24 protein-coding genes are annotated in these 25248 nt (G+C 35.5%); 10 read left to right on the top strand and 14 right to left on the bottom strand.

Features of this window, described 5'->3' with window-relative positions:
• Positions 1-6 precede the first annotated feature (6 nt).
• Positions 7-2571 carry a preprotein translocase subunit SecA gene (gene secA, locus IP358_RS05970; protein WP_006802676.1) on the bottom strand — a complete coding sequence of 855 codons (2565 nt, stop codon included), beginning with the start codon at positions 2569-2571 and terminating at the stop codon, positions 7-9.
• A gap of 124 nt (positions 2572-2695) precedes the next feature.
• Between secA and hemE the strand changes: the two genes are divergently transcribed.
• From hemE to nspC, 6 genes are all read left to right on the top strand, one after another.
• Positions 2696-3715: a uroporphyrinogen decarboxylase gene (hemE, locus tag IP358_RS05965; RefSeq protein WP_040498546.1), complete on the top strand. Its 1020-nt coding sequence runs from the start codon at positions 2696-2698 to the stop codon at positions 3713-3715.
• A 183-nt stretch (positions 3716-3898) separates the two neighbouring features.
• Positions 3899-6016: a carbon starvation CstA family protein gene (locus IP358_RS05960; RefSeq protein WP_006802674.1), complete on the top strand. Its 2118-nt coding sequence runs from the start codon at positions 3899-3901 to the stop codon at positions 6014-6016.
• Positions 6017-6029: 13 nt separating this feature from the next.
• Positions 6030-6233, top strand: a complete 204-nt coding sequence (gene kcuS / locus IP358_RS05955) for a KCU-star family selenoprotein (protein WP_006802673.1) — start codon at positions 6030-6032, stop codon at positions 6231-6233.
• Positions 6227-6364 carry a hypothetical protein gene (locus tag IP358_RS05950; protein WP_370523233.1) on the top strand — a complete coding sequence of 46 codons (138 nt, stop codon included), beginning with the start codon at positions 6227-6229 and terminating at the stop codon, positions 6362-6364. The genes kcuS and IP358_RS05950 overlap by 7 nt, the downstream gene beginning before the upstream one ends.
• Complete coding sequence (locus tag IP358_RS05945) at positions 6313-7116, top strand: 3'-5' exonuclease (RefSeq protein WP_006802672.1); 804 nt, start codon at positions 6313-6315, stop codon at positions 7114-7116. The genes IP358_RS05950 and IP358_RS05945 overlap by 52 nt, the downstream gene beginning before the upstream one ends.
• Positions 7073-8341, top strand: a complete 1269-nt coding sequence (nspC, locus tag IP358_RS05940; RefSeq protein WP_083781387.1) for a carboxynorspermidine decarboxylase — start codon at positions 7073-7075, stop codon at positions 8339-8341. The genes IP358_RS05945 and nspC overlap by 44 nt, the downstream gene beginning before the upstream one ends.
• On the opposite strand, the gene IP358_RS05935 is transcribed toward nspC, so the two are convergent.
• Positions 8338-8727, bottom strand: coding sequence for a hypothetical protein (locus tag IP358_RS05935; RefSeq protein WP_006802670.1), 390 nt, complete (start codon positions 8725-8727; stop codon positions 8338-8340). The two genes, nspC and IP358_RS05935, sit on opposite strands and share 4 nt — an antisense overlap.
• A gap of 92 nt (positions 8728-8819) precedes the next feature.
• On the opposite strand from IP358_RS05935, the gene IP358_RS05930 reads away from it, so the two are divergent.
• Positions 8820-10019: a 2,3,4,5-tetrahydropyridine-2,6-carboxylate N-succinyltransferase gene (locus IP358_RS05930; RefSeq protein WP_006802669.1), complete on the top strand. Its 1200-nt coding sequence runs from the start codon at positions 8820-8822 to the stop codon at positions 10017-10019.
• 29 nt (positions 10020-10048) lie between these two features.
• On the opposite strand, the gene ychF is transcribed toward IP358_RS05930, so the two are convergent.
• The 4 genes from ychF to IP358_RS05910 are packed head-to-tail and all read right to left on the bottom strand — an operon-like array spanning position 10049 to position 13552.
• Positions 10049-11155, bottom strand: a complete 1107-nt coding sequence (gene ychF, locus IP358_RS05925; protein ID WP_006802668.1) for a redox-regulated ATPase YchF — start codon at positions 11153-11155, stop codon at positions 10049-10051.
• A gap of 1 nt (position 11156) precedes the next feature.
• Positions 11157-12578, bottom strand: coding sequence for a leucyl aminopeptidase (locus tag IP358_RS05920; RefSeq protein ID WP_006802667.1), 1422 nt, complete (start codon positions 12576-12578; stop codon positions 11157-11159).
• Positions 12559-13164, bottom strand: a complete 606-nt coding sequence (locus IP358_RS05915; protein ID WP_006802666.1) for a DedA family protein — start codon at positions 13162-13164, stop codon at positions 12559-12561. Before IP358_RS05915 ends, IP358_RS05920 begins: the two co-directional genes overlap by 20 nt.
• A 55-nt stretch (positions 13165-13219) precedes the next feature.
• Positions 13220-13552, bottom strand: coding sequence for a rhodanese-like domain-containing protein (locus IP358_RS05910; protein WP_006802665.1), 333 nt, complete (start codon positions 13550-13552; stop codon positions 13220-13222).
• Between the two features lie 38 nt (positions 13553-13590).
• Between IP358_RS05910 and IP358_RS05905 the strand changes: the two genes are divergently transcribed.
• Positions 13591-14295, top strand: coding sequence for a uroporphyrinogen-III synthase (locus tag IP358_RS05905; protein WP_006802664.1), 705 nt, complete (start codon positions 13591-13593; stop codon positions 14293-14295).
• On the opposite strand, the gene IP358_RS05900 is transcribed toward IP358_RS05905, so the two are convergent.
• From IP358_RS05900 to IP358_RS05890, 3 genes are read right to left on the bottom strand one after another with little or no spacing between them, the layout of a single operon-like run.
• A complete protein-coding gene (locus tag IP358_RS05900; protein WP_006802663.1) occupies positions 14292-15035 on the bottom strand; it encodes a M15 family metallopeptidase in 744 nt (247 codons plus the stop codon). The two genes, IP358_RS05905 and IP358_RS05900, sit on opposite strands and share 4 nt — an antisense overlap.
• A complete protein-coding gene (locus IP358_RS05895; protein WP_006802662.1) occupies positions 15025-15282 on the bottom strand; it encodes an HP0495 family protein in 258 nt (85 codons plus the stop codon). Before IP358_RS05895 ends, IP358_RS05900 begins: the two co-directional genes overlap by 11 nt.
• Positions 15283-15291: 9 nt before the next feature.
• Positions 15292-15666 (bottom strand): YbgC/FadM family acyl-CoA thioesterase, encoded by a 375-nt coding sequence (locus IP358_RS05890; protein WP_006802661.1) that lies wholly within the window; start codon positions 15664-15666, stop codon positions 15292-15294.
• 197 nt (positions 15667-15863) lie between these two features.
• On the opposite strand from IP358_RS05890, the gene IP358_RS05885 reads away from it, so the two are divergent.
• Entirely contained in the window at positions 15864-20165 is a 4302-nt protein-coding gene (locus tag IP358_RS05885; protein WP_370525613.1) for a hypothetical protein, read from the top strand.
• 26 nt (positions 20166-20191) lie between these two features.
• On the opposite strand, the gene selD is transcribed toward IP358_RS05885, so the two are convergent.
• Positions 20192-21169 (bottom strand): selenide, water dikinase SelD, encoded by a 978-nt coding sequence (gene selD / locus IP358_RS05880; protein ID WP_248613403.1) that lies wholly within the window; start codon positions 21167-21169, stop codon positions 20192-20194.
• 204 nt (positions 21170-21373) lie between these two features.
• On the opposite strand from selD, the gene IP358_RS05875 reads away from it, so the two are divergent.
• Positions 21374-22150 carry a sulfite exporter TauE/SafE family protein gene (locus tag IP358_RS05875; protein ID WP_040498540.1) on the top strand — a complete coding sequence of 259 codons (777 nt, stop codon included), beginning with the start codon at positions 21374-21376 and terminating at the stop codon, positions 22148-22150.
• A gap of 3 nt (positions 22151-22153) precedes the next feature.
• Here the strand turns inward: IP358_RS05875 and IP358_RS05870 are convergent, their stop codons facing one another.
• The 4 genes from IP358_RS05870 to nadD all read right to left on the bottom strand — a co-directional run bounded on the left by IP358_RS05870 (position 22154) and on the right by nadD (position 25211).
• Positions 22154-23860, bottom strand: coding sequence for an NAD-binding protein (locus IP358_RS05870; RefSeq protein ID WP_006802658.1), 1707 nt, complete (start codon positions 23858-23860; stop codon positions 22154-22156).
• A 67-nt stretch (positions 23861-23927) separates the two neighbouring features.
• Complete coding sequence (locus tag IP358_RS05865) at positions 23928-24290, bottom strand: methionine-R-sulfoxide reductase (protein WP_006802657.1); 363 nt, start codon at positions 24288-24290, stop codon at positions 23928-23930.
• Positions 24283-24633, bottom strand: coding sequence for a ribosome silencing factor (gene rsfS, locus IP358_RS05860; protein WP_040498538.1), 351 nt, complete (start codon positions 24631-24633; stop codon positions 24283-24285). Before rsfS ends, IP358_RS05865 begins: the two co-directional genes overlap by 8 nt.
• Complete coding sequence (gene nadD, locus IP358_RS05855; protein ID WP_006802656.1) at positions 24612-25211, bottom strand: nicotinate (nicotinamide) nucleotide adenylyltransferase; 600 nt, start codon at positions 25209-25211, stop codon at positions 24612-24614. The genes rsfS and nadD overlap by 22 nt, the downstream gene beginning before the upstream one ends.
• Positions 25212-25248 lie beyond the last annotated feature (37 nt).

The following is a 25248-nucleotide window of genomic DNA, read 5'->3' as shown; positions in this document are numbered from 1 at the left end:
TTTAGATTATGCTTTTCTTGCTAGTTCACCACTTTTTGGTCCGCTTTTTCCGCAACAATCTTTGTATTTTTTGCCACTTCCGCAAGGGCAAGGTTCATTTCTGACAGGTCTGCCTTTAAAAACTGGTGCTTTTGGCTGTGTGGCTTGAGTATTTTTTGTAGAATTGGCAAGCTTTTGGCGCGCGGCTTTAGTTTGTTCTGTATTGTCTGTTGCTCTTAATTGCACTTTTTGGAGCATTTTAATTGCTGTGTATTTAATTTGTTCAATAAGTTCAACAAAGAGATTGTAGCTTTCTTTTTTGTATTCCACTAAAGGATCTTTTTGGTTGTATCCGCGCAATCCGATTCCAGTTTTTAGATTGTCCATTACATATAAATGTTCTCGCCATAGGTTATCTAGTGTTTGAAGATAGACTAGTTTTTCAATCTCGCTGCGTGTTTTTGGATCAATGTGCTGCATTTTTGCTTCATAATCACGGATTAAAGCTTCTTCAATATAGGCTTCAAAGTTATTATTGTTTTTAAAGTATTCTTTTAAATTTTCTTGGTTGAGTTGGATATTAAAATCTTCTTGTGCTTGGGCGCAAAGTAGTTCAAGATTATCATCATCGCTAAAAACTTCACATCTTTGCAAAAGTAGTTTAATGGAGTCTTGGCGGTTTTCAATGATTTTGTGGGAGATATTGTATTCTGGATCTAAAAGCTCATTGCGTGCGCGATAAATTGCTTTTCTTTGCTCATTTGCCACATCATCATATTCTAGCAAATGTTTTCTTGCTTCAAAGTGCATAGACTCTACCTTTTTTTGTGCATTTTCCACAGACCGCGTTACAAGTTTGGATTCTATATGCTCTCCTTCATCAAGCCCTAGCTTATCCATAATATTTTTAATTTTATCGCTTCCAAAAATGCGCAACAAGGAATCTTCTAAGCTTAGATAAAATTGACTTGTGCCGGGATCTCCTTGCCTACCGCTTCTTCCCCTTAATTGATTATCAATGCGTCTTGATTCGTGGCGTTCTGTGCCAATGATATAAAGCCCGCCTAATGCGCGCACTTCATCATCAATTTTAATATCCACACCGCGTCCTGCCATATTTGTAGCAATAGTTACTGCCCCTTTTTTGCCTGCATCTTTAATAATTTCTGCTTCTTTTGCGTGTTGTTTTGCGTTAAGAACAGAATGTGGAATCCGCTCTTTTTTAAGCAATTCGTGGAGTTTCTCACTCTTTTCAATAGAAGCTGTTCCAACAAGAATGGGTTGTCCATTTTTATGTAATTCTACTATTTTTTGTGTGAGTGCTTTAAACTTTTCTACTTCTGTTTTATAGATTAAATCATTTAAATCTTTACGCTGAATTGGAATATTTGTAGGGATAGAAATAACATCAAGATTGTAGATTTGTAAAAACTCGCTTGCTTCGGTTTGTGCTGTTCCTGTCATTCCTGCAAGTTTTTCATAGAATCTAAAATAGTTTTGATAGGTAATATCTGCTAGGGTTTGGGATTCTTCTTTGATTTGCACTCCCTCTTTTGCCTCTAAAGCTTGGTGCAAACCTTCGCTAAAGCGTCTGCCTTCACTCAAGCGCCCTGTAAATTCATCTACAATTATAACTTCTCCATCACGCAATACATAGTCTTTGTCAATTTTAAAAAGTTTGTTTGCTTTTAGGGCTTGGTCAAGATGGTGGGCTAAAATTGCATTTTCAACACTATAAAGATTGTCGATTTTAAAGAGCTTTTCAGCCTCGCTAATTCCGACTTCAGTTAGCATTATCGTGCGGTTTTTTTCATCAATTATGTAATGCGTTTCTTCTTTAAGTTTTAAAGCAACTTCATTTGCAAGCTTGTAATTATCTAGTGTGCGATTTGCTGGACCTGAGATAATTAAAGGCGTGCGTGCTTCATCAATTAAAATAGAATCCACTTCATCAACAATTGCAAAGTGATGGTGTTTTTGCACTTTTTGGTTGTAATCGTATTTCATATTATCGCGCAAATAATCAAAGCCAAATTCATTGTTTGTGCCATAAACAATATCGCAAGAATATTGTGCTAGGCGGTTTGTTTCATCGTAATTTCCACTAAGAATGATTCCAACAGAATAGCCTAAAAACTCATAAAGTGGGCGCATAAGCTCCGCATCTCTTTGTGCTAGGTAATCATTAACAGTTACAATATGCACGCTTTTGCCTACCATCGCATTTAGGCACACAGGCAGTGTAGCAACAAGTGTTTTTCCCTCTCCGGTTTTCATCTCGGCAATTTTGCCTTCGTGTAGCACTATACCACCTATTAATTGCACATCAAAATGGCGCATATTTAGCACTCTTTTGCTTGCTTCTCTTGTAATTGCAAAGGAATCATAAAGGGCTTTATTGAGCATAGATTGTGGATTATTAGCAGTTTGAACTTGCTGTTTTAGCGTATTAAAAGCAGTTTTAAGCTCTGTATCGCTTAGGCTTTGATACTTCTCTTCAAGAGCATTAATCTTGCGGATTTCCTTACGATAATGTCCTACTAAGCGATCGTTTTTATTGCTAAAAATCTTTTTTGCAAGCTCTAAAATCATAAATTTAACCTTTAAACAAAAATTTAGAAAAATTTAAAAATGGGTGAATTAAATTGCAGATTTTAGCATAAATGCTATGTTACTTAGATAAAATACAAAAGATTTTTGTAAATAAAGGAAAATGATGGTTTTTATTGATGCTTGCTTTAAAAAACACACACCTTATACGCCTGTTTGGTTTATGCGTCAAGCTGGGAGGTATTTGAGTGAATACAAAGAAGTGCGCAAACAAGCAGGGGATTTTCTCTCCCTTTGTAAGAATCCAAAACTTGCTTCAGAAGTTACTTTACAGCCTGTGGAGATTTTAAATGTTGATGCAGCGATTTTATTTAGTGATATTTTGGTAATTCCTCTTGAAATGGGAATGGATTTAGGATTTTTTGCAGGGGAAGGTCCGAAGTTTGCAAACCCTATTAGTAGCACACAAGACTTAATAAAGCTTAGTGATAATGCTTATGAAAAGCTTAGTTATGTCTATGAAACTATCTCTTTAACGCGTCAAAAATTGGCTAAGGATAAGGCATTAATTGGATTTTGTGGCGCGCCTTGGACACTTGCTACTTATATGATTGAAGGAGAAGGCAGTAAAACTTATGTAAAGTCAAAAAAAATGCTTTATCAAAATCCTAAATTCTTACACGAAATTTTACAGAAAATTACATATAATTTAAAGTATTATTTGGAATATCAAATTAAAGCAGGCGTTAATGCTGTGATGGTTTTTGATTCTTGGGCTAGCGCATTAGAGCAAGATGCTTATTTGGAATTTGGCTGGAAGTATTGCAAAGAAATTGCAGATTTTATTAAGGATAAATATCCACATATTCCCGTGATTTTATTTCCTAAGGGAATCTCTGGATTTTTAGATAGAATTGATGGGAATTTTGATGTTTTTGGTGTAGATTGGAGCACGCCTTTAAGCTCGGCAAAAGAAAAACTAGGTAGCAAGTATGTCTTGCAGGGGAATTTAGAACCTTGTAGAATTTATGCAAAAGATTCTATGTTAAAGGGCGCAAAAGAGATTTTAGATCTTATGCAAGGAAGTGCGCATATTTTTAACTTGGGGCACGGAATGTTACCAGATTTACCGCGTGAGAATGCTATTGCTCTTGTGGAGTTTATCCACAATTACAAGCGTTTCTAAGATTTCTTGGAGTGTTTTAGGGGTTGTATTCTGCAGAAATTTGAGTAAAAAATAAACATTATTTAAATAAAATTTTCAAAAAGAAACACAAAATTGTCTAAATTTTACTTTTTGCCCTGTTATTGCAAAATAAAAATATATAATAGCCACACTTATTTTTTAAGTTAATTTCAAGGGAGTTTTATGAATAAAATTTTAAGTATGGTGATATGGGCAATTGTTGCCTTTATTGGTGCGTGGGGCTTTGGTGTGCTTGCCCTACATAAAGGGGAGCAAATTTCTGCTGTTTGGATTGTTGTTGCAGCAGTTTGTATTTATGCAATTGGTTATCGTTTCTATTCAAAGTATATAGCACAAAAAGTGCTAGGATTAGATGATAATCGCGCAACTCCTGCTTTAACGCAAAATGATGGGCGTGATTTTGTGCCAACAAATAAAGTTGTGCTATTTGGACATCATTTTGCAGCTATTGCTGGTGCTGGTCCGCTTGTTGGTCCTATTCTTGCAGCGCAAATGGGTTATTTGCCAAGTATGATTTGGATTGTTGTTGGAGTGGTTTTAGCTGGAGCGGTGCATGATTTCACTGTTTTATTTGTATCTATGCGTAGAAATGGAAAATCTTTAGGGGAAATTATTAAGCTAGAGCTTGGCAAAGGCGTAGGAAGCATTGCAATGGTTGGAATCTTAGGCATTATGATGCTTATTATTGCAATTTTGGCTTTGGTTGTTGTTAATGCTTTGGCAGAATCGCCTTGGGGATTATTTACAATTGCTATGACGATTCCTATTGCAATTTATATGGGAATTCATATGCGCTTTTTGCGTCCGGGCAAGATTGGTGAAGCAAGTATCATTGGTTTTGTTTTGTTAATACTTTCTCTTTATTATGGGCAAGTAGTGGCAGAAAATCCAGCACTTGCAGAAATTTTTACTCTAAGCCCTGTAACACTTACTTACATTATGATTGGATATGGCTTTATTGCAGCAATATTGCCGGTTTGGTTCTTGCTTGCGCCTCGTGATTATTTAAGCACATTTTTAAAGATTGGTGTGATTGTATTAATGGCAGCTGGAATCTTATTTGTAGCACCTGATATTCAATTCCCAGCTACAACAAAATTTGTAGATGGAAGCGGTCCTGTATTTAGTGGGCAACTTTTTCCATTTTTATTTATTACCATTGCTTGTGGGGCGATTAGTGGATTTCACGCGTTAATTTCTAGTGGAACTACACCAAAAATGTTAGAAAAAGAATCGCACGCTAGAATGGTAGGATATGGTTCAATGGTGATGGAATCTGCAGTTGCAGTTATGGCATTAATTGCAGCTTGTATTTTAACTCCGGGATTGTATTTTTCTATCAATGTTGCACCTGCTGGGCTTGGCACAGCAGGAATCACTGATGTTACACAAGCAGCAGCGATAGCGGCACAAACGATTAATAATTTTGGCTTTGTAATTACTCCAGAAGAGATTTTAGGAATGGCAAATAATATTGGTGAAAATAGCATTTTAAGCCGAACAGGTGGTGCGCCTACCTTTGCCATTGGTTTAGCAATGATTATTTCTGAGATTCCGCTCTTTAATCAAGGTTCTATGGCGTTTTGGTATCATTTCGCGATTTTGTTTGAAGCATTGTTTATTTTAACTGCAGTTGATGCTGGAACTAGAGCAGGGCGTTTTATGGTGCAAGATGTGCTAGGAAATGTGTATAAACCTATTGGCAATATCCATTCAATGTTTTGGGGAGTGATTGCGACTTTGATTTGTGTTATAGGCTGGGGATACATTCTTTATCAAGGGGTAACAGATCCACAAGGTGGTGTGAAATCACTTTGGACGCTCTTTGGTGTATCCAATCAAATGCTTGCGGGAATGGCATTATTGCTTGTAGTTGCAGTGCTTTTTAAAATGGGCAAAAGCAAGCAAGCGTGGGTTGTGATTTTGCCTGCTGCTTGGGTTTTAATCTCAACGCTTTATGCAGGAATTTTAAAGTTGCTTCCTGCAAATGGCGAGAAAATTCACGATGCGGTAAGCCATATTGCGCTTTGGCAAATTAATAGCGCTAAAGCAGTAGAAGCGGTAGATCCAGTCTTGGCGGAAAAATTTGCAACCATTGCTACAAATAATTTAATTAACGCAAGTTTGTGTGCGTTTTTTATGTTTGTGACTTGCTTGATTTTAATCCAAACCATTAGAATTTGCATTCAATGCACAAAGGGTGAAAATACGATTCCACTTGCAGAATCCCCTTATTTAAAGGCTAGCGATTATGAAGGACAGGTTGCAACACACGGATAAAAAGCATTATAGGCTGAGAGATAAGATTTTCTCTAGTCTATACAAGCTTTATCAGCGTTCCGATCGTTTTTTTCATTTGCTTGTTGGAATGCCAAGTTATGATAAATACTTAGAGCATTTTAAGAAAAATCATCCAGATAAGATTCCAAAATCTCAAAAGGAATTTTTTAAAGAAGCAATGGAAGCTAAATATGGTGCAGGGCGCAATAAATGCTGATAGCAAAAGCCATAAGTTTTATGGATACAAAGCATTTTGCTACAATTCTACATTTAAACTTTCTTAAAAATGGAATTTTATGCCAAAACGCTATGATAAAATCCTTGCAATTCTTAATAAACGCCATTTAAGCAAAAATGAACTTTTAACTTTGCTATCGCCTGTGGCTGGGCTATTTGGTGATGTGGAGAGTGAGCTAGAGATTTTTAAAAATAGCGGAATCCCTATTGAAATTGCGCATAAAAATATCTATTTTCGCCCAAAAATTACGCCCATTGCGCAAGAAACATTTTGTATTGTGGATATCGAAACAAATGGGCATAATCCTTGTGTGCATACACCTATTGAAATTGGCACATTAAAAGTGCGTAATGGAAAAGTTGTTGATTGCTTTGAATCCTTTGTGTTTAATGCTGAGATTCCAGAATATATCACAAAAATCACAGGAATCAACGCACAAATGCTAGAAAACGCCCCAAAGCTTGCAAGTGTGCTAGAGAAATTTAAACTCTTTTTAGGTGATAGTATTTTTGTGGCGCATAATGTGGATTTTGACTATAACTTTCTTAGCCAATCGCTAGAAAAATGTGGGTTTGGGTATTTGTATAATCCACGCCTTTGCACCATTAAACTTGCACAAAGAGTATTGCAAGCACCGCGTTATTCTTTAGGTTTTTTAAATGAGTTTTTAGGGATTAATCATCAAAATTTACATCGCGCTTTGCAAGATTCCAAAACGGCTTTAGAGATTTTTAAGATTTGTTTAAAAAAGATTCCAAAAAATCTTTACACAAGCAAGGATTTGCTAGAATTTGTCAAAAATACACCAAAGGTCAAGTATGCAACAGCAAATACGGAATCTAAAAAAAACGCCACGCCCTAGCTCTTTAGTGCGAAATTATCCACAATGTTTCAAGGATATTCCAAGCCCTTGCTATGTGCTTGAAGAAGAGAAATTTGAGAAAAACTTACAACTTTTAGATTCCGTGCAAAAGCGTAGCGGAGCTAAGATATTGCTAGCGCTTAAAGGCTATGCGCTGTGGAGAAGCTTTGATTTAGCAAAGCAATATTTAAGTGGGGTAACAGCAAGTGGAATCTATGAAGCAAGGCTTGGTTATGAGGAGTTTGGTAAGGAAGTAACGGTGTTTAGCCCTTCTTATAAGCTTGAAGAGATGCGTGAGCTTGTGCAAATCTCTAACCATATTATTTTTAATTCCTTTATTCAATGGCAAACTTTTAAGGATTTAATTGATACGCAAAATTCTCTAAGAGAGCGCAAAGGGCTTGCCAAGATTGAAGTAGGCTTGCGCGTAAATCCAAAATATAGTGAAGTTACTCCAGCAATTTATAATCCTTGCGTGGAAGGCTCGCGCTTAGGGATTACGCCAAAAGAATTCAAAAAGGGTATCAAAAAATATGGTTTAGATGGGATTAGTGGATTGCATTTTCATACGCATTGTGAGCAAAATAGCGATGCGCTAAAACGCACATTGAAGCATTTTGAAAAGCATTTTGGGGAGATAATTCCACAAATGCGCTGGATAAACTTTGGTGGTGGGCATCATATTACACGCAAAGATTATGATGTGGATTTGCTTGTTAAAATCATCAAAGATTTCAAGAAAAAATATAAAACTGAAGTGTATTTAGAACCGGGTGAAGCAGTGGGTTGGCAGTGTGGCTTTTTGCTTGGAAGTGTGATTGATATTGTAAAAAATGGAATTGATATTGCAATTTTAGATGTGAGTGCAGCAGCGCATATGCCAGATTGTCTTGAAATGCCTTATCGTCCAAATGTTCGCAATAGCTACCTTGCAAAAGCGCATTTTAAAAACGAAAAATTACGCTTAAAAGGGGAGAAGTCTTATAGTTATCGCTTTGGCGGTCCTACTTGTTTGGCTGGTGATGTGATTGGGGATTATAGTTTTAAAGCACCGCTAAAAATTGGGGATAGAATCATTTTTGAAGATATGGTGCATTACACGATTGTAAAAAATAATACTTTTAATGGGATTCCACTTCCTAGCATTGGTGTAATTAGAAAAAATGGGAGTTTTGAGCTTTTTAAAACTTATGGCTATGAAGACTATAAGCACCGCAATAGTTAGCGGTGTCCTAAACCTAGCGTTAGTGCTTGATCAAGCAGTGCTTTACGCGCTGGGTTGATACTTTTAAACTTACGCTCTATCTCTAAAATTAGCTTTGCATTGACGCTTTTATGCGCGGTTAGAATCGCAATAAATTCTAAATCAAAATCGTTATTTTCTTGCATATAGCGTTCATAATATGTATAGGCTGTGTTGCTATATGTTTGAAGATCTTCTAAAGTGTTGTTTTTATCTCGCAAAAGCTCTAAAAGTTCCTTTGCAGTTGGAATCGCTTTTTTATTATTTTTAGATTCCTTTGTTTTTTGCCCACTCCATAAAGCAAATCCAAACACAACTAGCAAAACAATGCACACACAGAGTATTAAAGTAAAAATCCAGCTTTCCATAAATAACCTTTGAAAATGCAAATTATAGCGGATTTTATAGTTTTTTATTGACAATGCGTTATAATCTTAATATTAATTATTAAGGAGATTTTATGAATCAATTTAAAGCAAAAGTTGAAGCAATCCAAAGTAGCCCAAATTATAAGCAGCCTATAGGATTTGGAATCTGTTTTGCCGATGTTGGTGTAGTGAGCAATAAGGTATTGCAGGCGACTTATCCTGTGTTAAATTGGGGTGAGAATTTTGGCAGTTATGCAATTTTTTCAGCATTGCGTGAAGAATGTGAAGTACTAGAAGATAGCGCAAGTGAGCTTGTGCTTGGGATTACAGAAGAGTTTGTGATTAAAGCATTAAAAGATTTCGCGCCTTTTATTGCAGAAACACAAGCCAATCCGAATGCGCATAAAAATGTTGCGATTGTGCTTGAACTTCAACGCGCTTTGCAAGAAGATAGAATTTATACAGAAAATGGGGATTTTCGTTACAGATTTTGCGCGATTTATGAAGATGTGCAATGCAAAAGCGTGGAATCAGCCTATATGAAGCTTCTTGCGCTTTCACTTGGAAAAGCACCGCTTAGAAGTTTGTATTTAGACGGAATCTTTGGGCTTCTTAGCAATGTTGCTTGGAGTGGCAATGTGCCTTATGAGCTTGATTGGTTAAGAGATAATGAGATTGCTCTAAAGATGCGCGGGGAGTTTCCAGCGATTGATTTTGTGGATAAGTTTCCGCGCTATTTAATGCAAGTGATTCCGCAATTTGATAATATCCGCTTGCTTGATACGGCAAAAACGCGCTTTGGAGCGTATCTTGGGACAGGTGGTTATACGCAAATGCCCGGGGCTAGCTATGTGAATTTTAATGCAGGTGCAATGGGCGCGTGTATGAATGAGGGGCGTATTAGCTCAAGTGTTATTGTAGGTGAAGGTAGTGATGTTGGTGGTGGTGCTAGTATCTTAGGAGTGCTAAGTGGGGGGAATAGTGATCCTATTAGCATTGGTAAGAATTGCCTTTTGGGCGTGAATAGCTCAACAGGGATTTCACTAGGTGATGGTTGTATTGTAGATGGTGGAATTGCTGTTCTTGCTGGGACCGTGTTTAAAATCACAGAAGAAGAAGCAAAGAAGCTTGCCGAGATTAATCCGGGCTTTGTAGTGAATGCAACAGGGCTTTATAAAGGGAGAGATTTATCAGGCAAAAACGGCGTGCATTTTAGACAAAATGCTAAAACAGGGGAGATGATTGCATTCCGTTCTAATCGCAAGATTGAATTAAACGCAGCATTGCATTAAAAGTTAGAATCCTTTTTTTTGGATTCTAACTAAACATTAAACCTAAAGTGCATTATATCGCCATCTTGCACGATATAATCCTTGCCTTCTACGCGCATTGCGCCAGCTTCTTTGGATTTTGCTTCGCCGCCATATTTAATAAAATCATTATATGCAATAACTTCTGCGCGGATAAATCCTTTTTCAAAGTCTTTGTGAATTACCCCAGCAGCAACTGGTGCTTTATCGCCTTTATGAATCGTCCAAGCACGCACTTCCTTAACCCCTGCTGTAAAATAGCTAATAAGCCCAAGTTTTTGGAATCCTAAGCGAATAATAGCATCTAAGCCACTCTCTTGCACGCCTAATTCCTTTAAAAACTCCGCTGCTTCTTCATCGCTTAAGCCTACAAGCTCTTCTTCAATTTTAGAGCAGAGCTTGATAACTTCCGCACCTTGTTTTGTAGCGTATTCTTTCAGTGTTGTAACAAGGGAATTGTCCGTGTTTAAGCTATCTTCATCAACATTTGCACCATAAATAATATCTTTATTGGTCAAAAAGCGTAATTCCTTATCCAAAAGCAAAAAATAATCGTTGTCTTTGTTGCTAAATGTGCGCACAGCATTACCCTCTTCAATGTGCTTTAAAAGGGCTTGCGCGACTTCAAGTTGTGCTTTTGCTTCCTTATCTGTTCCACTTTTTGCATTTTTAATTAGTCTTTCTACGCGTTTTTGCAAAGTTTGCATATCGGCAATTAAAAGCTCTGTTTCAATAATCTCAACATCGCGCAAAGGATTAATATCACCTTCTACATGCGTAATATTGGAATCTTCAAAGCAACGCACGATGTGTAAAATTACTTCTGTTTCTTTAATGTTTGCTAGAAATTGATTTCCAAGTCCCTCACCCTTGCTAGCCCCTTTTACAAGCCCTGCAATATCTACAAACTCTACCACTGAATGTTGGATTTTTTGCGGATTGACAATTTTAGCTAGCGCATCAAGGCGTGTATCTGGCACTGGGACAATAGCCTTATTTGGTTCAATAGTGCAGAAAGGATAGTTTGCAGATTGTGCATTTTGCGTTTTGGTTAATGCGTTAAAAGTTGTGGATTTTCCGACATTTGGAAGCCCTACAATACCGATGGATAAGCCCATATTATTCCTTTGTGTTTTGTTTGATAAATTCTACAACAGCGCGCACTCCAGCTCCCGTTGCGCCAAAGGGATTAACTCCCCAAGCCTTTTCTACATAGGCAGGTCCTGCAATATCTAAATGCAACCACTTTTGATGTAAAGATTCTTCCACAAACTCGCCTAAAAACATTCCTGCGCTAATTGCGCTTCCATAGCGACTTGAGGGAATATTGCATAAATCTGCTACATCAGAGTTGAAAAGTTTGCGTAAATAGGGATTAAAAGGAAGTGTCGCACTAAGCTCACCTGCGCTAAATGCAGCCTTATTAAAAGATTCTGCAAGCTTTGGATTATATCCCATAACACCTGTGCTATAATCCCCAAGCGCTACCACGCAAGCTCCTGTTAGCGTAGCAAGATCTAACAAAAAGTCGGGCTTTAAATCGCTTGCATAGCTTAGACAATCTGCAAGCACCAAACGCCCTTCAGCATCTGTATTGCGCACTTCTATGCTTTTTTTATTGCGCGCAATTAAAATATCATCTGGTTTATAGGCATTGCCACCTATCATATTTTCTGCTAATCCTAAGATTCCGTGAATTTCAGCATTTAATTCTAGCTTTGCCACAGCTTCTAAGATTCCAAGCACAGCGCAAGCTCCGCTTTTATCAGCTTTCATTGTAGTCATATAATCGCCCGGCTTTAAACTAAGTCCGCCAGAATCATAGGTTAAACCTTTGCCAACAAGCACGATTTTTGGAAGTTTTTTATTTTTAGAGCCTTTAGGTTTATAGGTTAAATGCACCAAAAAAGGTGGATTTGCACTTGCCTTTGCCACAGCTAGAAACGCTCCCATTTTTTCTTTTTCTAAAAACTTTTGATCATAGATTTCGCAGTTGATTTTTAAATCTTTTGCTCTTTTTTGTGCAAGATTGGCGATATACTTTGGCGTAGCAATTGCTGGAGGAGTATTGATAAGCTCGCGCACAAAATTAATGCTAGAGCAAATATGTTCGGCTTCTGTGATGATAGTTTGCAAAGCTTTGGAATCTATTTTTTTAGATTGCAAATAAATAGTTTTTAGCTTACTTTGAGACTTTTTGCTTTTAAATGTTTCAAAGTTGTAATCCCCTAAAAGCAAGCCTTCACACACTTCTTTTGCGCTTTGTAGATTTTCTATATTAATGCTAGCTGTGGCGATATTTAGCTTTTTTATGGTTGGAATCGCATTTGCCACTGCATCACGCAAGGCGTTTGGAAAAGGGTAATTATGGCTATCTACTCCGATAAAAAACTGCTCCCCGATAAAGCAACTTCCTTCGCCTTTGTAATCCCTAAGCGCTAGCGCGTCTTTTTGCGTCTTTGTTAGAGTTTTTGGAAGTTTTTTATCAAAAACTAATATGATTTCTAAATCACTTTTTTTGCTATTTGCTAGAATTTGCATTTGATTCTCCTATAATCTTTTTTTCAACTTTCTGTGTTACTTTATGTAAATAATAGTAGATTCCACCGCCTAGAATGATTGCAAAAGGAATGGCAATGTAATAGTGTTCTTTAGCATAATGCACAATCGCTAAAAGCTCTTCGCCAAAATAATACGCTAAAATAATTGTAATCCCTGCCCAAATTAACGCGCTAATGAGATTGATAAAAGCAAAAGTTTTAGCACTATAACGCGTTACACCTATGCTCATAGGAATCACGGTGCGCATTCCATAAAGGTAGCGTTGCACGAAAATAATGGGCCAGCCATAGCGTTGTAAAAGCAGATGAGCAAGAGCAAATTTTCTGCGCTGTGTTTGGAGCTTTTTGTAAATAAATTGTTTGTTATAACGCCCAATATAAAAATAAATTTGATCGCCTACAAACCCTCCAAGTCCAGCAACAAGGATTGCAATAGGGATTGTCATATGCCCTGTGTGGCACATAATTCCAGCCATTATAAGCCCAAGCTCACCCTCTAGTGTGCTCCAAATAAATAAAATAATATAACCATAATCTTGTAGCCACTGCGTAAATAACTCTTCCATAACTCTATCTGCCTAACTGAAGTTAAATGCGGAATTCTAGCAAAAATTTGCTTAATTACTCTAGCCCTTTACCCTCTAAAGCAATATTATGTTTTTTAATGGCAAAATAGTTTTCATCAATGTAGTAAATATTTTTAAATCCTTTTTCTACAAGCTGTGTTCCAAAATCTGCTGCTGTTGCTCCACTATGGCAATAAAGTAGAATCTTTTTTTGTGGATTTTCTTGCGCAATATAAATAATGCGTTGTAAGGATTCAATATTTAGCGCGCTTTTAATGTGGCTAATTAGAAAATAACCACGCGAGCGTAAATCAATTACAATAAAATCATTAATATTAAGAGAGTTTAAAGGGGCAGGTTTGGCTAGACTTTTGTTTTTAATATACATTTTATGCCTTTATTTGCCAAAATTAGCTAGAATAAAAAATGGTCTATTATATCACAAAAACAAATCCAAATTTAGCACATTTGCCGCTAGATAAGCGTGTTTTGATTTTACCTTTAATCACTTTGCAAACGCAGTTTATAGAGAATTTACAGGAAAAATTACAAGCTTGTGATTCCTTAATTTTTACTTCCAAAAACGCAATTATTGCGCTTAATGAAAATTTGCAATCCAAAGGCTTAAAAAATCTTTGGGAGAGTTTGCCAAACTTTGTGATAGGGCAAGGAAGTGCAAATGCCTTGATAGCATTAGGTTTAAAGGCGGATTTTATTGCTTCAAGTGCGTATGGAGATGTGTTTGCGCAAGAGTTGATTCCCTTATTAAAAGGCAAAAAACCCTTGTTTGTGCGTGCAGAAAAAATTGCTTCAAAGATTCCAGAAATTTTAAGAGAAAATGGAATCGCATTGCAAGAAATAATTGTTTATAAAAATATTTTAAAGATTTTAGAAAATCCACCAGAGTTACAAAAAGATTCCATAATTGTTTTTAGCGCACCTTCACATATACGCGCATTTTTGTTAAATTTCACTTGGAGAGATAGTTTTTGCGCGCTTTGTCTTGGAGCAAGCACGAAAAAAGTAGCAGAACAACTTTTAAAAAATGCAAAAATCTTGCAATCCCCAAAACTAGATATAAAGCTAACGCTAGAATTTGCTTTGAAATTGGAATCTAAAATTAAAAATTAGATTCTATCTTTTAAAGCCTTTGCATAGCAAAGAATCTCTGGGCGGTATTCAAAATGCATTGTATCATAATGCCACCAGCGTCCTCCCCAAATAAAACCCTCTTGTTCAAAAGCCAAGATAATTTCTAATGGAATCTTTGGAGTAAAATCTTTAAATGTTTTTTGCTTTAAATCCCAAAGCCAATAGCGCGATTTAGCAACATTAATATCAATGGCAATGCCAAAGCTATGTGCGCTTAGGCGATCTGTATTGGCGATTTTGCGCCACTTATAAGTGCCACCGATATTTTGTAGATATATTAAAAGGCTTGGATTTTTTTTGATTGCTTGCTCTAAGTGAGTTTTCACACGCTCAAGTGCCTTGTATGCGTCATTTTTACTATTAAATAGAATTTGACTTCCGTCAATCCAAGTCATAGATTTTAAATGTGATTCCACTGCGTTTTGATTTTCTCCATAAATACTAGCTAAAAATCTATAATCTCTAATGCGCGAACTATCCTTAAAAGGTTCTAAAGTATGGAATCCCAAGGGATACACATAGGCAAAGCTTTCTATTAGGCTTCCTTTTATTAACGCGTTTTCATATTCTTGTAAAGTGTTGTGTTTTGGGATTTTACTAAAAGTTATTGAGATAGTATGATTAGGATAGCTTTCTTTTAAGCATTGCAAAGCTAGGCTAGGATTTGCAACTGCGTAAGGAATTGCAAAGAAAAAGCAAATCAAAAATCTATAAAACAAATTTTACCCTAGGATCTTTTTGTAAGGCTTGAAAGATTAAATCCCTTTCTTCTTGATTTTCTACTTGTATTTCAATATTTATACTATGGTATTTTCCACCACTGCTTTCTTTTCCGGGCGTATGGATAAACTCTTTGTTGATTGTTTCTAAGGCTGCTAAATGTAAGGTTTTCTTATCAAAGCCAATGATTCTATAATGCCAAGTGCAAGGATATTGTATTTTATGATTTTCTTTATTTTCTTTCATAGAAATCCTTTAAAATGATGTGAAAATACTTTTTGCCCAAAGTGGAATTTTGGTAATTTTCTGTGTTTTAGAATCCAAGCAAACAAGTGTTAATTGTGCTTTAAAGATTTCTTTATTGTTTAGCAAAATGCTTTGACTTAATCTTAAAGAAGCGCTTTTTTGCTCTAAAAGTGTTGTTTTTACTTCTAGTAAATCACCAAGCTTTGCAGGAGATAAAAATTCTATTTGCATATCTTTAACTACAAATCCGATTCCGTCTTTTAATGGTGGAATTCCAGCTTTGAAAAAAGCTTCAGAACGCGCTCTTTCACAATATTTTAAATAATTTGTATGATAGACGATTCCGCCACAATCTGTATCTTCATAATAAATGCGTATTTGCAAGATAAACTCCATAATTTTAAATTATATAAATTATATCAGTATCTTAGTTTCTTTTTCAAGCCTAAACATAAAGGCTTGGATATAAAAAGTGGCATAAAAAGTAATAAAAAAAAGTAAATTAAAAATGTTTTATTTATTTTTCTTATGCAAAGAAGTATAATTACACATTTTTATTTTTACAAATAAGGGAGAAATAAATGCAAAACAATGTTCAATTAACCCAGCGGGGGGGGGGGGCAAATCCTAGTTATCAGCCACTAAAACGACTTACTTCTTCATTCTTTTATGGTTCATTAGTTTTAACAACCTTACTTACAAATGTCAATGCAGATGATATTGTTGTTGATGGCGCTAGCACTGGAGTTACAAATACCACTGGAGTAACCAAAGACAATATTATCATCAATGGTTCTGTAACACAGGGTGGAATTACAAATAAGGGAACAATTAGTCAAAATATCACTATTAATCAGGGTGGTTCTGTAACGGGTGATATTCTTAATGAGTTAAACAGAAACAATAATGCAAATAGTGGTAAAATTTTGGGTAATGTTGTAATTGAGGGAGAGCTAAAAAATGGTAAAGTTTTTAATCAATCGCACGCAAGTATGGGGGGAATTGTAGTAGATAAAGGTGCTTCTATTGTTGGCAGAAATAACGATTATGCCATATTTAATGAAGGAACAATTGGTGGCTCTATTGATATAAAAGAGGGTGTTGTAACGGGTGGAACTCCGGGGGGTAATTATAAATTTCAAGCCGTTATGAGAAATCACGGGACAATTCAAGGTGATATAAAAGTTGGAGAAAAAGCCACTTTAAATGGAGCGATTGTAAATCATAGCACATCAGGCAGGGGAACAATAGTTGGAAATATTGAAATAGGAGGAAAATTAAATGGGACTAATAACACCGCTGTTTTAAATTGGAATTCAAATATCAACGGAAATATTCTTGTTAAAGATACTGCTAACATAACTGGGGATATTTGGAATAGATATGGGGGAAAAATTAATGGAAAAATTGAAGTTGATGGGAAAGTTAATGGAAATATTAATAATGGAAGTGTGGGTAGCAATAACACTGGCACAACAATTGGAAAAGGTATAGAAATAAGTGCAAATGGTAATGTTACAGGAAATATTGATAATCGCAATAATGGCGAAATCAAAGAGGGTATTGCCGTTAATGGTGGAAATGTAGGCGGTAATATCCAAAACTCCGGCACAATTAGTAAAATCTCCATCAATGGCGGTAGCGTAGGTGGCGACATTAAAAACAGCGGAACCAATGCAAAAACAGGAAACATTACTATTAACAATGGTGGAAGTGTTGGTGGTTCTATCATCAATGAAAATGGTGCAAATTATGAAGCTACAAATACAATTACACTAGATAAAGGCTCTAGCCTAGGTGGTATTCAAAACAAAGGAGCAAACTCAACTTTTAGTGCCAATCTTGATTTAAAAGGCAATGTTGGAACAATCTCTAATGAAGGAACATTTAATAGTGATTTAAATCTTAATAACATTAGTGTTAATACAATTAACAATTCTAAAGATTTCAATGGAGATTTAAATCTTAGTAATGGTGCGAGTGTTCAAGCCATTAACAACAATGGCGGAACAATCTCTAAAGATATTAGTATAAACTCTAATGCTAAGGTTGGAACAATCTCTAATGCTGTTGGTGCAATCATTGCAAAAAACATTTCTGTAAATAATGCTACACTAACAAGCATTGATAACAAAGGAACAATTCAAGAAGCTATTAAATTAGAAAACAATGGAACAATAGGCGATATTACTAATAGTGGAACAATCTCTAAAGAAATTAATATAAGCTCTAATGCTAAGGTTGGAGCAATCTCTAACTCTGGAACAATTCAAGAAGCTATTAGACTAAATAGTGGAATCCTAACTGCTCTAAGCAATGCTAAAAATGCAACCATTAAAGAAGTAAGTATTACTAATAATTCTAAAGTAGGTAATATTACTAATGAAGGCACAATCACAAATGGTATCACAATTGATAAAGCAAGCTTAGAAGGTAATATTACAAATTCTGGAAATCTTTCTAAAATAGATGTTAATAATGGTGGAAACATCACAGGTAATATTACTTATAGCAATAACGCTAAAGGAAATCTTACTATTAAAGATGGTGGTAAAGTAGCAGGAGCTTTTATTAATGAAAAAAATTCAACCTTTAATGACGCAATCAAAGTAGAAAACAATGCAAGTTTAGGCGGAGTTGTTAATAAAGGAACATTTTCAGGTAGTCTTACAGTAGATAAAGGTGGAGAAGTAGGATATATTTCTTATGAAGAGGGTTCTACCTTTAATGGAACACTAGATATAAAAGGGGAAGTAGGTGGAATCTCTAATAAAGGAAACTTTAATGGAACTATTAAAGTAGATTCTATTCTAAAAGCTTTAAGTAATGAAGGAACTATTAAAGAAGTAGAACTTGCCAATACTGCTAAACTTGATGCTCTAATTAATGAAGGAACTATTAATGATAAACTCACAAACAAAGGAGAGCTTGCACAATTAGCAAACTCTGGGACATTAGAAAATGGATTTGAAAGTGAGAGTAAAAAAGATACCACTTTAATAAACTCTGGAAACATTAAAAATGGTATTACTAATAATGGAACTGGAAAACTAACTCTAGCTAATAGTGGAACTATCACTAATGGTATTACTAACAACACTAATGCAAATCTCACTTTAGTTAATCAAAAGAACATTACAGGAGATATTACTAACAATACCAATGCAAATCTTACCTTAGATAACCACAAAGACATCACAGGAAGTATCACTAACTCTGGGGAATTAACTCTAACTAATACTGGAGATATTTCTAAGGGAGTTACTAATAATGCTAATAGTAATTTAACTCTAACTAACTCTGGAACAATTACTGAAAATATCACTAACTCTGGTGAATTAACTCTTACTAATACTGGAAATATTTCTCAAGGTATTACTAATAGTGGAACTATGACTCTTGCTAATAACCTTGATAATGGTATAACAAGAGCAGTAAGTAATCTTGCAAATGGAATCATTGGTAAAAACAATAATGGTGTGCAATTAGAAAACAATGGAGTAAATGCTAAACTCTCTATTAAAGATTGGTATTTTAAAGCACCCGAATTTACAACTAATGATGAAAGAAAAGATGGCTCTTTACTTGTAGGTGGAGATAATATTGCTGGAATCTCTTTAGAGAAAGTCTATATTAACACTGAAGATTTAGATATAGATAAAATCTATGATTCTAATACTTTCTTTGCAGATAAAGATGGAAATGCAGTAGGAGAGCAAATTAATACTAATCAAGGAATTGATGCTAATAATATCCATTCTATCTCTGGAATTTATACCTTTGAGAGTGCAAACAATAATGGGGGATATAGAGCAAAAATTAATCGTGCAGAATTAAGTGGTAAAACCTTAGCACAATCTGTTGTGTATTCTTCAAGACTTAGAAATATGAGCGTTTCAAATCTTTTAAGAGCTACCACCACACAGAACTTTGCAACAAACTTTAATGCCATAGAAGATATGGAACTCTCTAAAGAAGGAGAAGCACCAACAGATGCAGATGTTTTATCAGAGTTTGAAAAACTCTATATTAACCATAATAACTTAGAATCTAAAAACCATTCCTTTGTAATTCCTTATTATCAATACTTTAGTGCAGATATGGAAGGGGGCAGTGGAAAACTAAAATCTAATTCTGCAGGAATGCTAATAGGAACACAAAGACTACTTCCAAATGATTATGGAATCTTAGGTGTTTATGGCGGATTTGAAAGTGCAGATCAAGATGTTTCTAACCAAAGATTAGAGTTTGATAATAAATCTTACTTTGGGGGATTATCTTATTATGATATTTTTTATAGAAAAGGTTTAACACAATATTTTGTGAGTCTTACAACAAATCTTGATTACACTAATGCAGATGTTAGCAAAACTTATACAGATGGTGTTACAAAAGTAGATTCTACTGCAAAGATTTATGGATATGGAGTAAATGCAAGAGTTGGATTAAGCCATTATATGTTGCATAACTATTTAAGAGTAACTCCAGAGATAGGATTTAATTATTTAGGAATGCATTCTAAAGACTTTACATTACAACACTTAGGTGGAACAAATGAACATTATAAGGCACAATATTTTAACTTTATAGATACAGTTGCTTCTATAAAAATAGAATCCCCTTATAGTAATCGTTTAAGAACATCTTTTAGTGTAGGTGGTTTATACAATGTTTATAAAGATGCAGAAGGAAGATTAAAGCTAGATAGAAATATCCTTACAAGTGAAATTGATGTTGCAAGATGGTATGCATTTGTGCAAATGGGATTATCTTATGATTTCTTAGAAAATGCTAATCTCTCATTAAACTATAATGGAATCTCTACACTCTCAAGCAAAGCAAACTCTCATAGTGTGTTTGTGAAGTTTGCTTGGTGGTGGTAGGGGAGGGGGGATTACTTCCCTTGTGATTACTCCACAAAAATTCTAATGGGGCAGTTTGGATTATAAGGTTCAACTTCTCCAATGATTTCTGCAGCTTCTATGCCCTTATCTTGTAAAGCTTTGCAGAGATCTTTTGCTTTGGCTTTATCTAGGGCAAACACAAGTCCGCCAGAAGTTTGCGCATCATAGAGTAAAATTTCTAAATCTTTGTATTTTGCATTTTTGTCAAGATTAAATTTGCACAAATGTTCTGTTGCTCTTTGGTTTCCACAACTTCCGCCTGGAATAATTCCATCACGCGCAAATGGAATCGCTTCTTTTACAATTGGAATTGCATTGCTATTTAAACGGATATTAATGCTTGGATTTAGCATTTCGCTTAAATGCCCTAAAAGCCCAAAACCTGTAATGTCTGTGCAGGCGTGGATTTCAAATGCGCTTGCAATCTCGCAAGCATAGCGATTAAGTTCTGCCATAATCTTAGAGATTTTTTCTTGTGTGTTGGAATCTAGCAAGTTTGCTTTTAGCGCAGTTGTTAAAACTCCCATTCCAATGGGTTTTGTAAGGATTAGCACATCATTAACTTTTGCGCCATTATTGCGCCAAATTTTTTGCGGATTAATGATTCCACTTACACTTAAGCCATATTTTTGTTCGCTATCAGCTATTGTGTGTCCTCCAATAAGAGCGCCTCCAGCTTCTTTAATCTTAGATAGTCCCCCCTCTAAAATTGCGCGCGCATAGTCTTCTGGGATTCTGCACATATCCCACATCATTAAATTAAGAGCGCATTTGACAATACCGCCCATTGCATAAACATCACTTAGTGCATTAGCAGCAGCGATTTGCCCATAGATAAAAGGATCATTAACCACAGGAGTAATAAAGTCTGCAGTTTGCACCAAAGCAAGTGTAGGGCTTAAGCGGTAAATTCCAGCATCTTCGCTACCTTTAAAATCTACTAAAATGTCAGGATTTGGAGTGTTGCATAGAGATTTGGCAATATGTGAGAGATCTTCCAGACCTACTTTGCCTGCTCAACCTGCAACTTTTACAAAGTTTGTAATTTTAATTTCTTCTTTTGTTGATTTTTCCATTGGTTTCTTTCTATTGTGTGAAATTTTTTAATTCTAACACTTTTTGAATTATTTATCGCTTGTTTTGGTAGAATTGCTTTTTTAATATTCTTTAGAATGAAAAGTAAAATTATGGAATTTTTGATTTTTGAACCATTTTATAGTCTTGCACTTTTTGGCATTGGAATCTTAACTGGGATTTTGGCAGGGTTTTTTGGAATTGGTGGTGGAGCGATTTTAGTTCCGCTTGTGATGATGTTAGGGCACGATATCAAAATCGCTATTGGAATTTCTATTATGCAGATGATTTTTTCATCAGTTTATGGCTCTTATGTAAATTATAAGCGTAAGCTATTAGATGCAAGAGATGGAATCTATGTAGGGATTGGCGGGCTTATAGGGGCGGCATTTAGCGGGTTTGTGATTGATTATGTGAGTTCAAAAACGCTAGAAGTTGTTTTTAGTATTTTTATTATGTATTCTTTTGTGAAGCTTTTTGGGGCAAGTGCTTATGGGGGTGAAAAGCGCATAGGAGAGGGTATAGCTTCTAAGGTGTTTTTGGTGCTTTGTGGGTGCTTTGTGGGTGTGTTTGCGATTTCGCTTGGTATTGGTGGGGGTATGATGCTAGCACCACTCTTGGCGTATTATTTGGGGTATAGTAGTAAGCAGATTATTCCACTTTCTTTATTTTTTGTGATTTTTTCATCGGTTTCTGGCTTTACTTCTTTAGCATTACACGGCTATGCAAGCTTTAAAGGGGGGATTATCGTTGGGATTGCATCGCTAATTGGCGTAAGGATTGGAATCTTTTTGCTCTCAAAAATTGACGCTAAAAAGCACAAAGCAACTTTGCTTATAATGTATGCTATTGTGCTTGCAATAATGTTTAATAAAATGTTTTTTAATTAGCTTTTAAGAGGTTGGTTCTTCTTCCTTTTCTTCGCCTATTACTTCTTTTTGCTCTTCTATGGCTTTTAAGGCAAGGTTTGAGAGAATCACAGCACTTTCTTGATAATTATTGATTACTCCATAAAGCCCCATTCCTTTTAACATTTCTTCTAAACTATCATCATCAGTTTGGACGATAATTCTAGTGTGGTGTGAAATATCCATAATATGGTGGCAAGCTTGAGAAATTGCATTTGTGGATTCCACGCATAAAATTACCGCTGTAGAGTTTTGCACTTCAATTTCTTTAAAAATCATCTTATCTGTAATGTTTCCATAGACAATGTTAATCCCTTCTTTTTGGGCGTCTCTTACGCGATCATAATTAGATTCTACAACTAGTGTGTTGATATTGCAACCTGCAAGGAATTTCACAACTTTCTTTCCTAAAAGCCCATAACCACACACAACGATATTATTTGAAGTTTCTTCTTGCTGCATTTTATAGGTTTCATTGCTAAGGTGTGTTTGCGTTGGAATTCTAAGTAAGCGCAGCATAAAGTCTGTGCAAGTATCTAGTCGCTCTAAGATAAAAGGTGTGGCAACCATTGAGAAAATTACCATTAGTGTTAGGAATTGATAAATATCGTGTGGTGTGAGTTTTGCTAAAAATTCTTGTCCAAAAATCCAACTTAAGATTCCGCCATCAAGTTTTAAATTTAAAATTTTATGTTGGCTTGCAAGCAAGAAAATCGCAAAGGAAAATTCCCCAATCTGCGAGAGAGAAAGTGCGATGCGCATACCAATTCTTGCCCCTCTAAATAAACTTAGAAAAGCAAACATAATTAGAGTTTTTACTAAAATCATTAATGCACATAAGATTAATACGACAATGAAATATTTTGCCGCAAAAACCACATCAACTTGCATTCCAATAGTGATGAAAAATACTCCAAGTAATAAATCTCTAAAATACACTAAAACGCTTGCCACTTGATATTTAAAAGGCGAGTTAGATACAATCATTCCTGCCAAAAATGCCCCAAGAGAAAGTGAGAATCCAAAATGCTTGCTTAAATACGCAGAGCCTAAAACGATTAAAAACACAGTTCCTACAAAAATTTCATCTGTTTTCATTTTAGCACTTGAACGCAGTGCGATTCTAGCCAAAAAGCGTCCGGGCAAGATTAAAAGTAAAAGCACAGCCACGGCTGATATTCCTGTGCTTAAAAGCATCTCTCCCATACTTAAACTCGTATCGCTTAAGAGTTTAATAATAAGTAAAATAGGAATTACAGCAATATCTTGAAAGACTAAAATCCCAACAGAAGCTGCACCATAAGGCGTTCTAGTTTCATTGGTTTCATTTAAATGCTTTAATACAATCGCAGTTGATGATAAACTCACAGCGCTTGCAATGATAATAGAAGTGTTAAAATCAAAGCGTAATAAAAAATAGCAAATTGCAAAAAATGCTCCGATAGAGATTCCAATTTGCAAGCCACCAAAGAGCAAAACTTCTTGCTTCATTTGTGTGATTTTCTTAAAGCTAAAATCAAGCCCAATCATAAACATTAAAAATACAATTCCAAGTTCGGCAGCTTCATTTAAATCCACAGAATCTTCTAAGCGGAATCCAAAAATATAAGTTGTTAGTGTTCCTGTTACAATGTATCCGATTATTGCAGGAATTTTTAAGCGATTTAAAATAATTCCAGAGACAACAGCCATAGCTAAAACGCAAATGATTATAAGTAGCGGATCGATAGGATTCTCCTTTGTATGAAATTATTTTATTTTAGACTTGTTTTTTAATGAAATTTAGTGAGATGGAATTGACACAATGGCGCGTGTTTTTTTCTGTAAAACCTTCACCTAAAAAGATATGCCCCAAGTGTCCGTCGCATTTGGCACACACAATCTCTGTGCGCCTGCCATCAGCGTCTGGTTGTTCTTTTATTGCGCCTTGAATGCATGCATCAAAGCTGGGCCACCCACAACCACTATGGAATTTGCTCTCTGAAGTGTATAATGGTGCATTGCATTGCTTACAAGCATATATACCTTTTTCAAAGTGGTTTTCATACTTGCCACTAAAAGGGGCTTCTGTGCCTTTGTGTAAAATCACTCTTTGTTCTTCTAGGCTAAGCGTGTTATACATTAACACTTTCCTTTTCTTTAAGAAGTTTTTGTAAAAATTCTTCTAAGTTAAATTTCTTGCGTTGATTTTCTGTAAAAATATGCACGATAATATCGCCTAAATCTGCCACAATCCAATCTGGATTTTCATCATCAATATGATAAAAACTTTCACCTTTTTCTTTAAGCGGTTTTTTAAGCGCGTCTAAAAGCGCTAATGCGTGGCGATCAATAAGAGCAGTTGTAATCACTACAAAATCTACAAAATAATCTGTTCCAATGAGATTAAAAACTTCTATATCTTCTGCTTTTTTATCTTCTAAGATTTGACAAATTTCTTGCACTAATGCTTTTCTTTCTTGCAATTTGCTTCCTTTATTACAGATTCCAAAATCTCTTGTGGAATCCATTTTTTTAATGTCGCATACTCCCTAAGCTCTAGCATTTTGCGAAGCTCTGTTGCGCTAATTGCAATCTCTTTAAACTCCAAAGTTGCGTAATTTTTAGGGATTGTGTAGTTGTTGCGTGGAATTATAACAAATTCTACATTTTTTTCTAGCCAAGAAAACTCCGCCCATTTTGGCAGGGATTCCACATTATCCGCACCTAAAAGCAAAAAATATCGCGCATTTGTTCCAAAATCATAGGAATTTAAAATGTGTTTTAGTGTTTTAAAAGTAGGCGTTGGCGCATTTTGCCGCACTTCAAAATCTAGCACGCTAAGCGCGCATTTTTTGCTATCTATATTCTTTGTTATTTGTTCTAACCAAGCTAAACGCGTATTTGGAGTAAAATAAAACGCATTTTTAAAAGGATTTAAAAAACTAGGCACAATAAAAAGCGTATCTAGCGCAAGTTGTTTTATCGCGCTTTGAATAATTGCTAAATGCCCATTATGTGGAGGATCAAATGAACCACCAAAGATTCCAACGCGCTTTTGCATATCCTGCCTTTTTTGGCTAAAATTCTAGCAAAAAGAG

Source organism: Helicobacter winghamensis ATCC BAA-430, from assembly GCF_028751035.1.
In the GTDB taxonomy this organism is placed as follows: Bacteria; Campylobacterota; Campylobacteria; order Campylobacterales; family Helicobacteraceae; genus Helicobacter_D; species Helicobacter_D winghamensis.
Note: the sequence above shows the minus strand (reverse complement) of the source record. Positions and strands in the feature narration are given on the sequence as shown.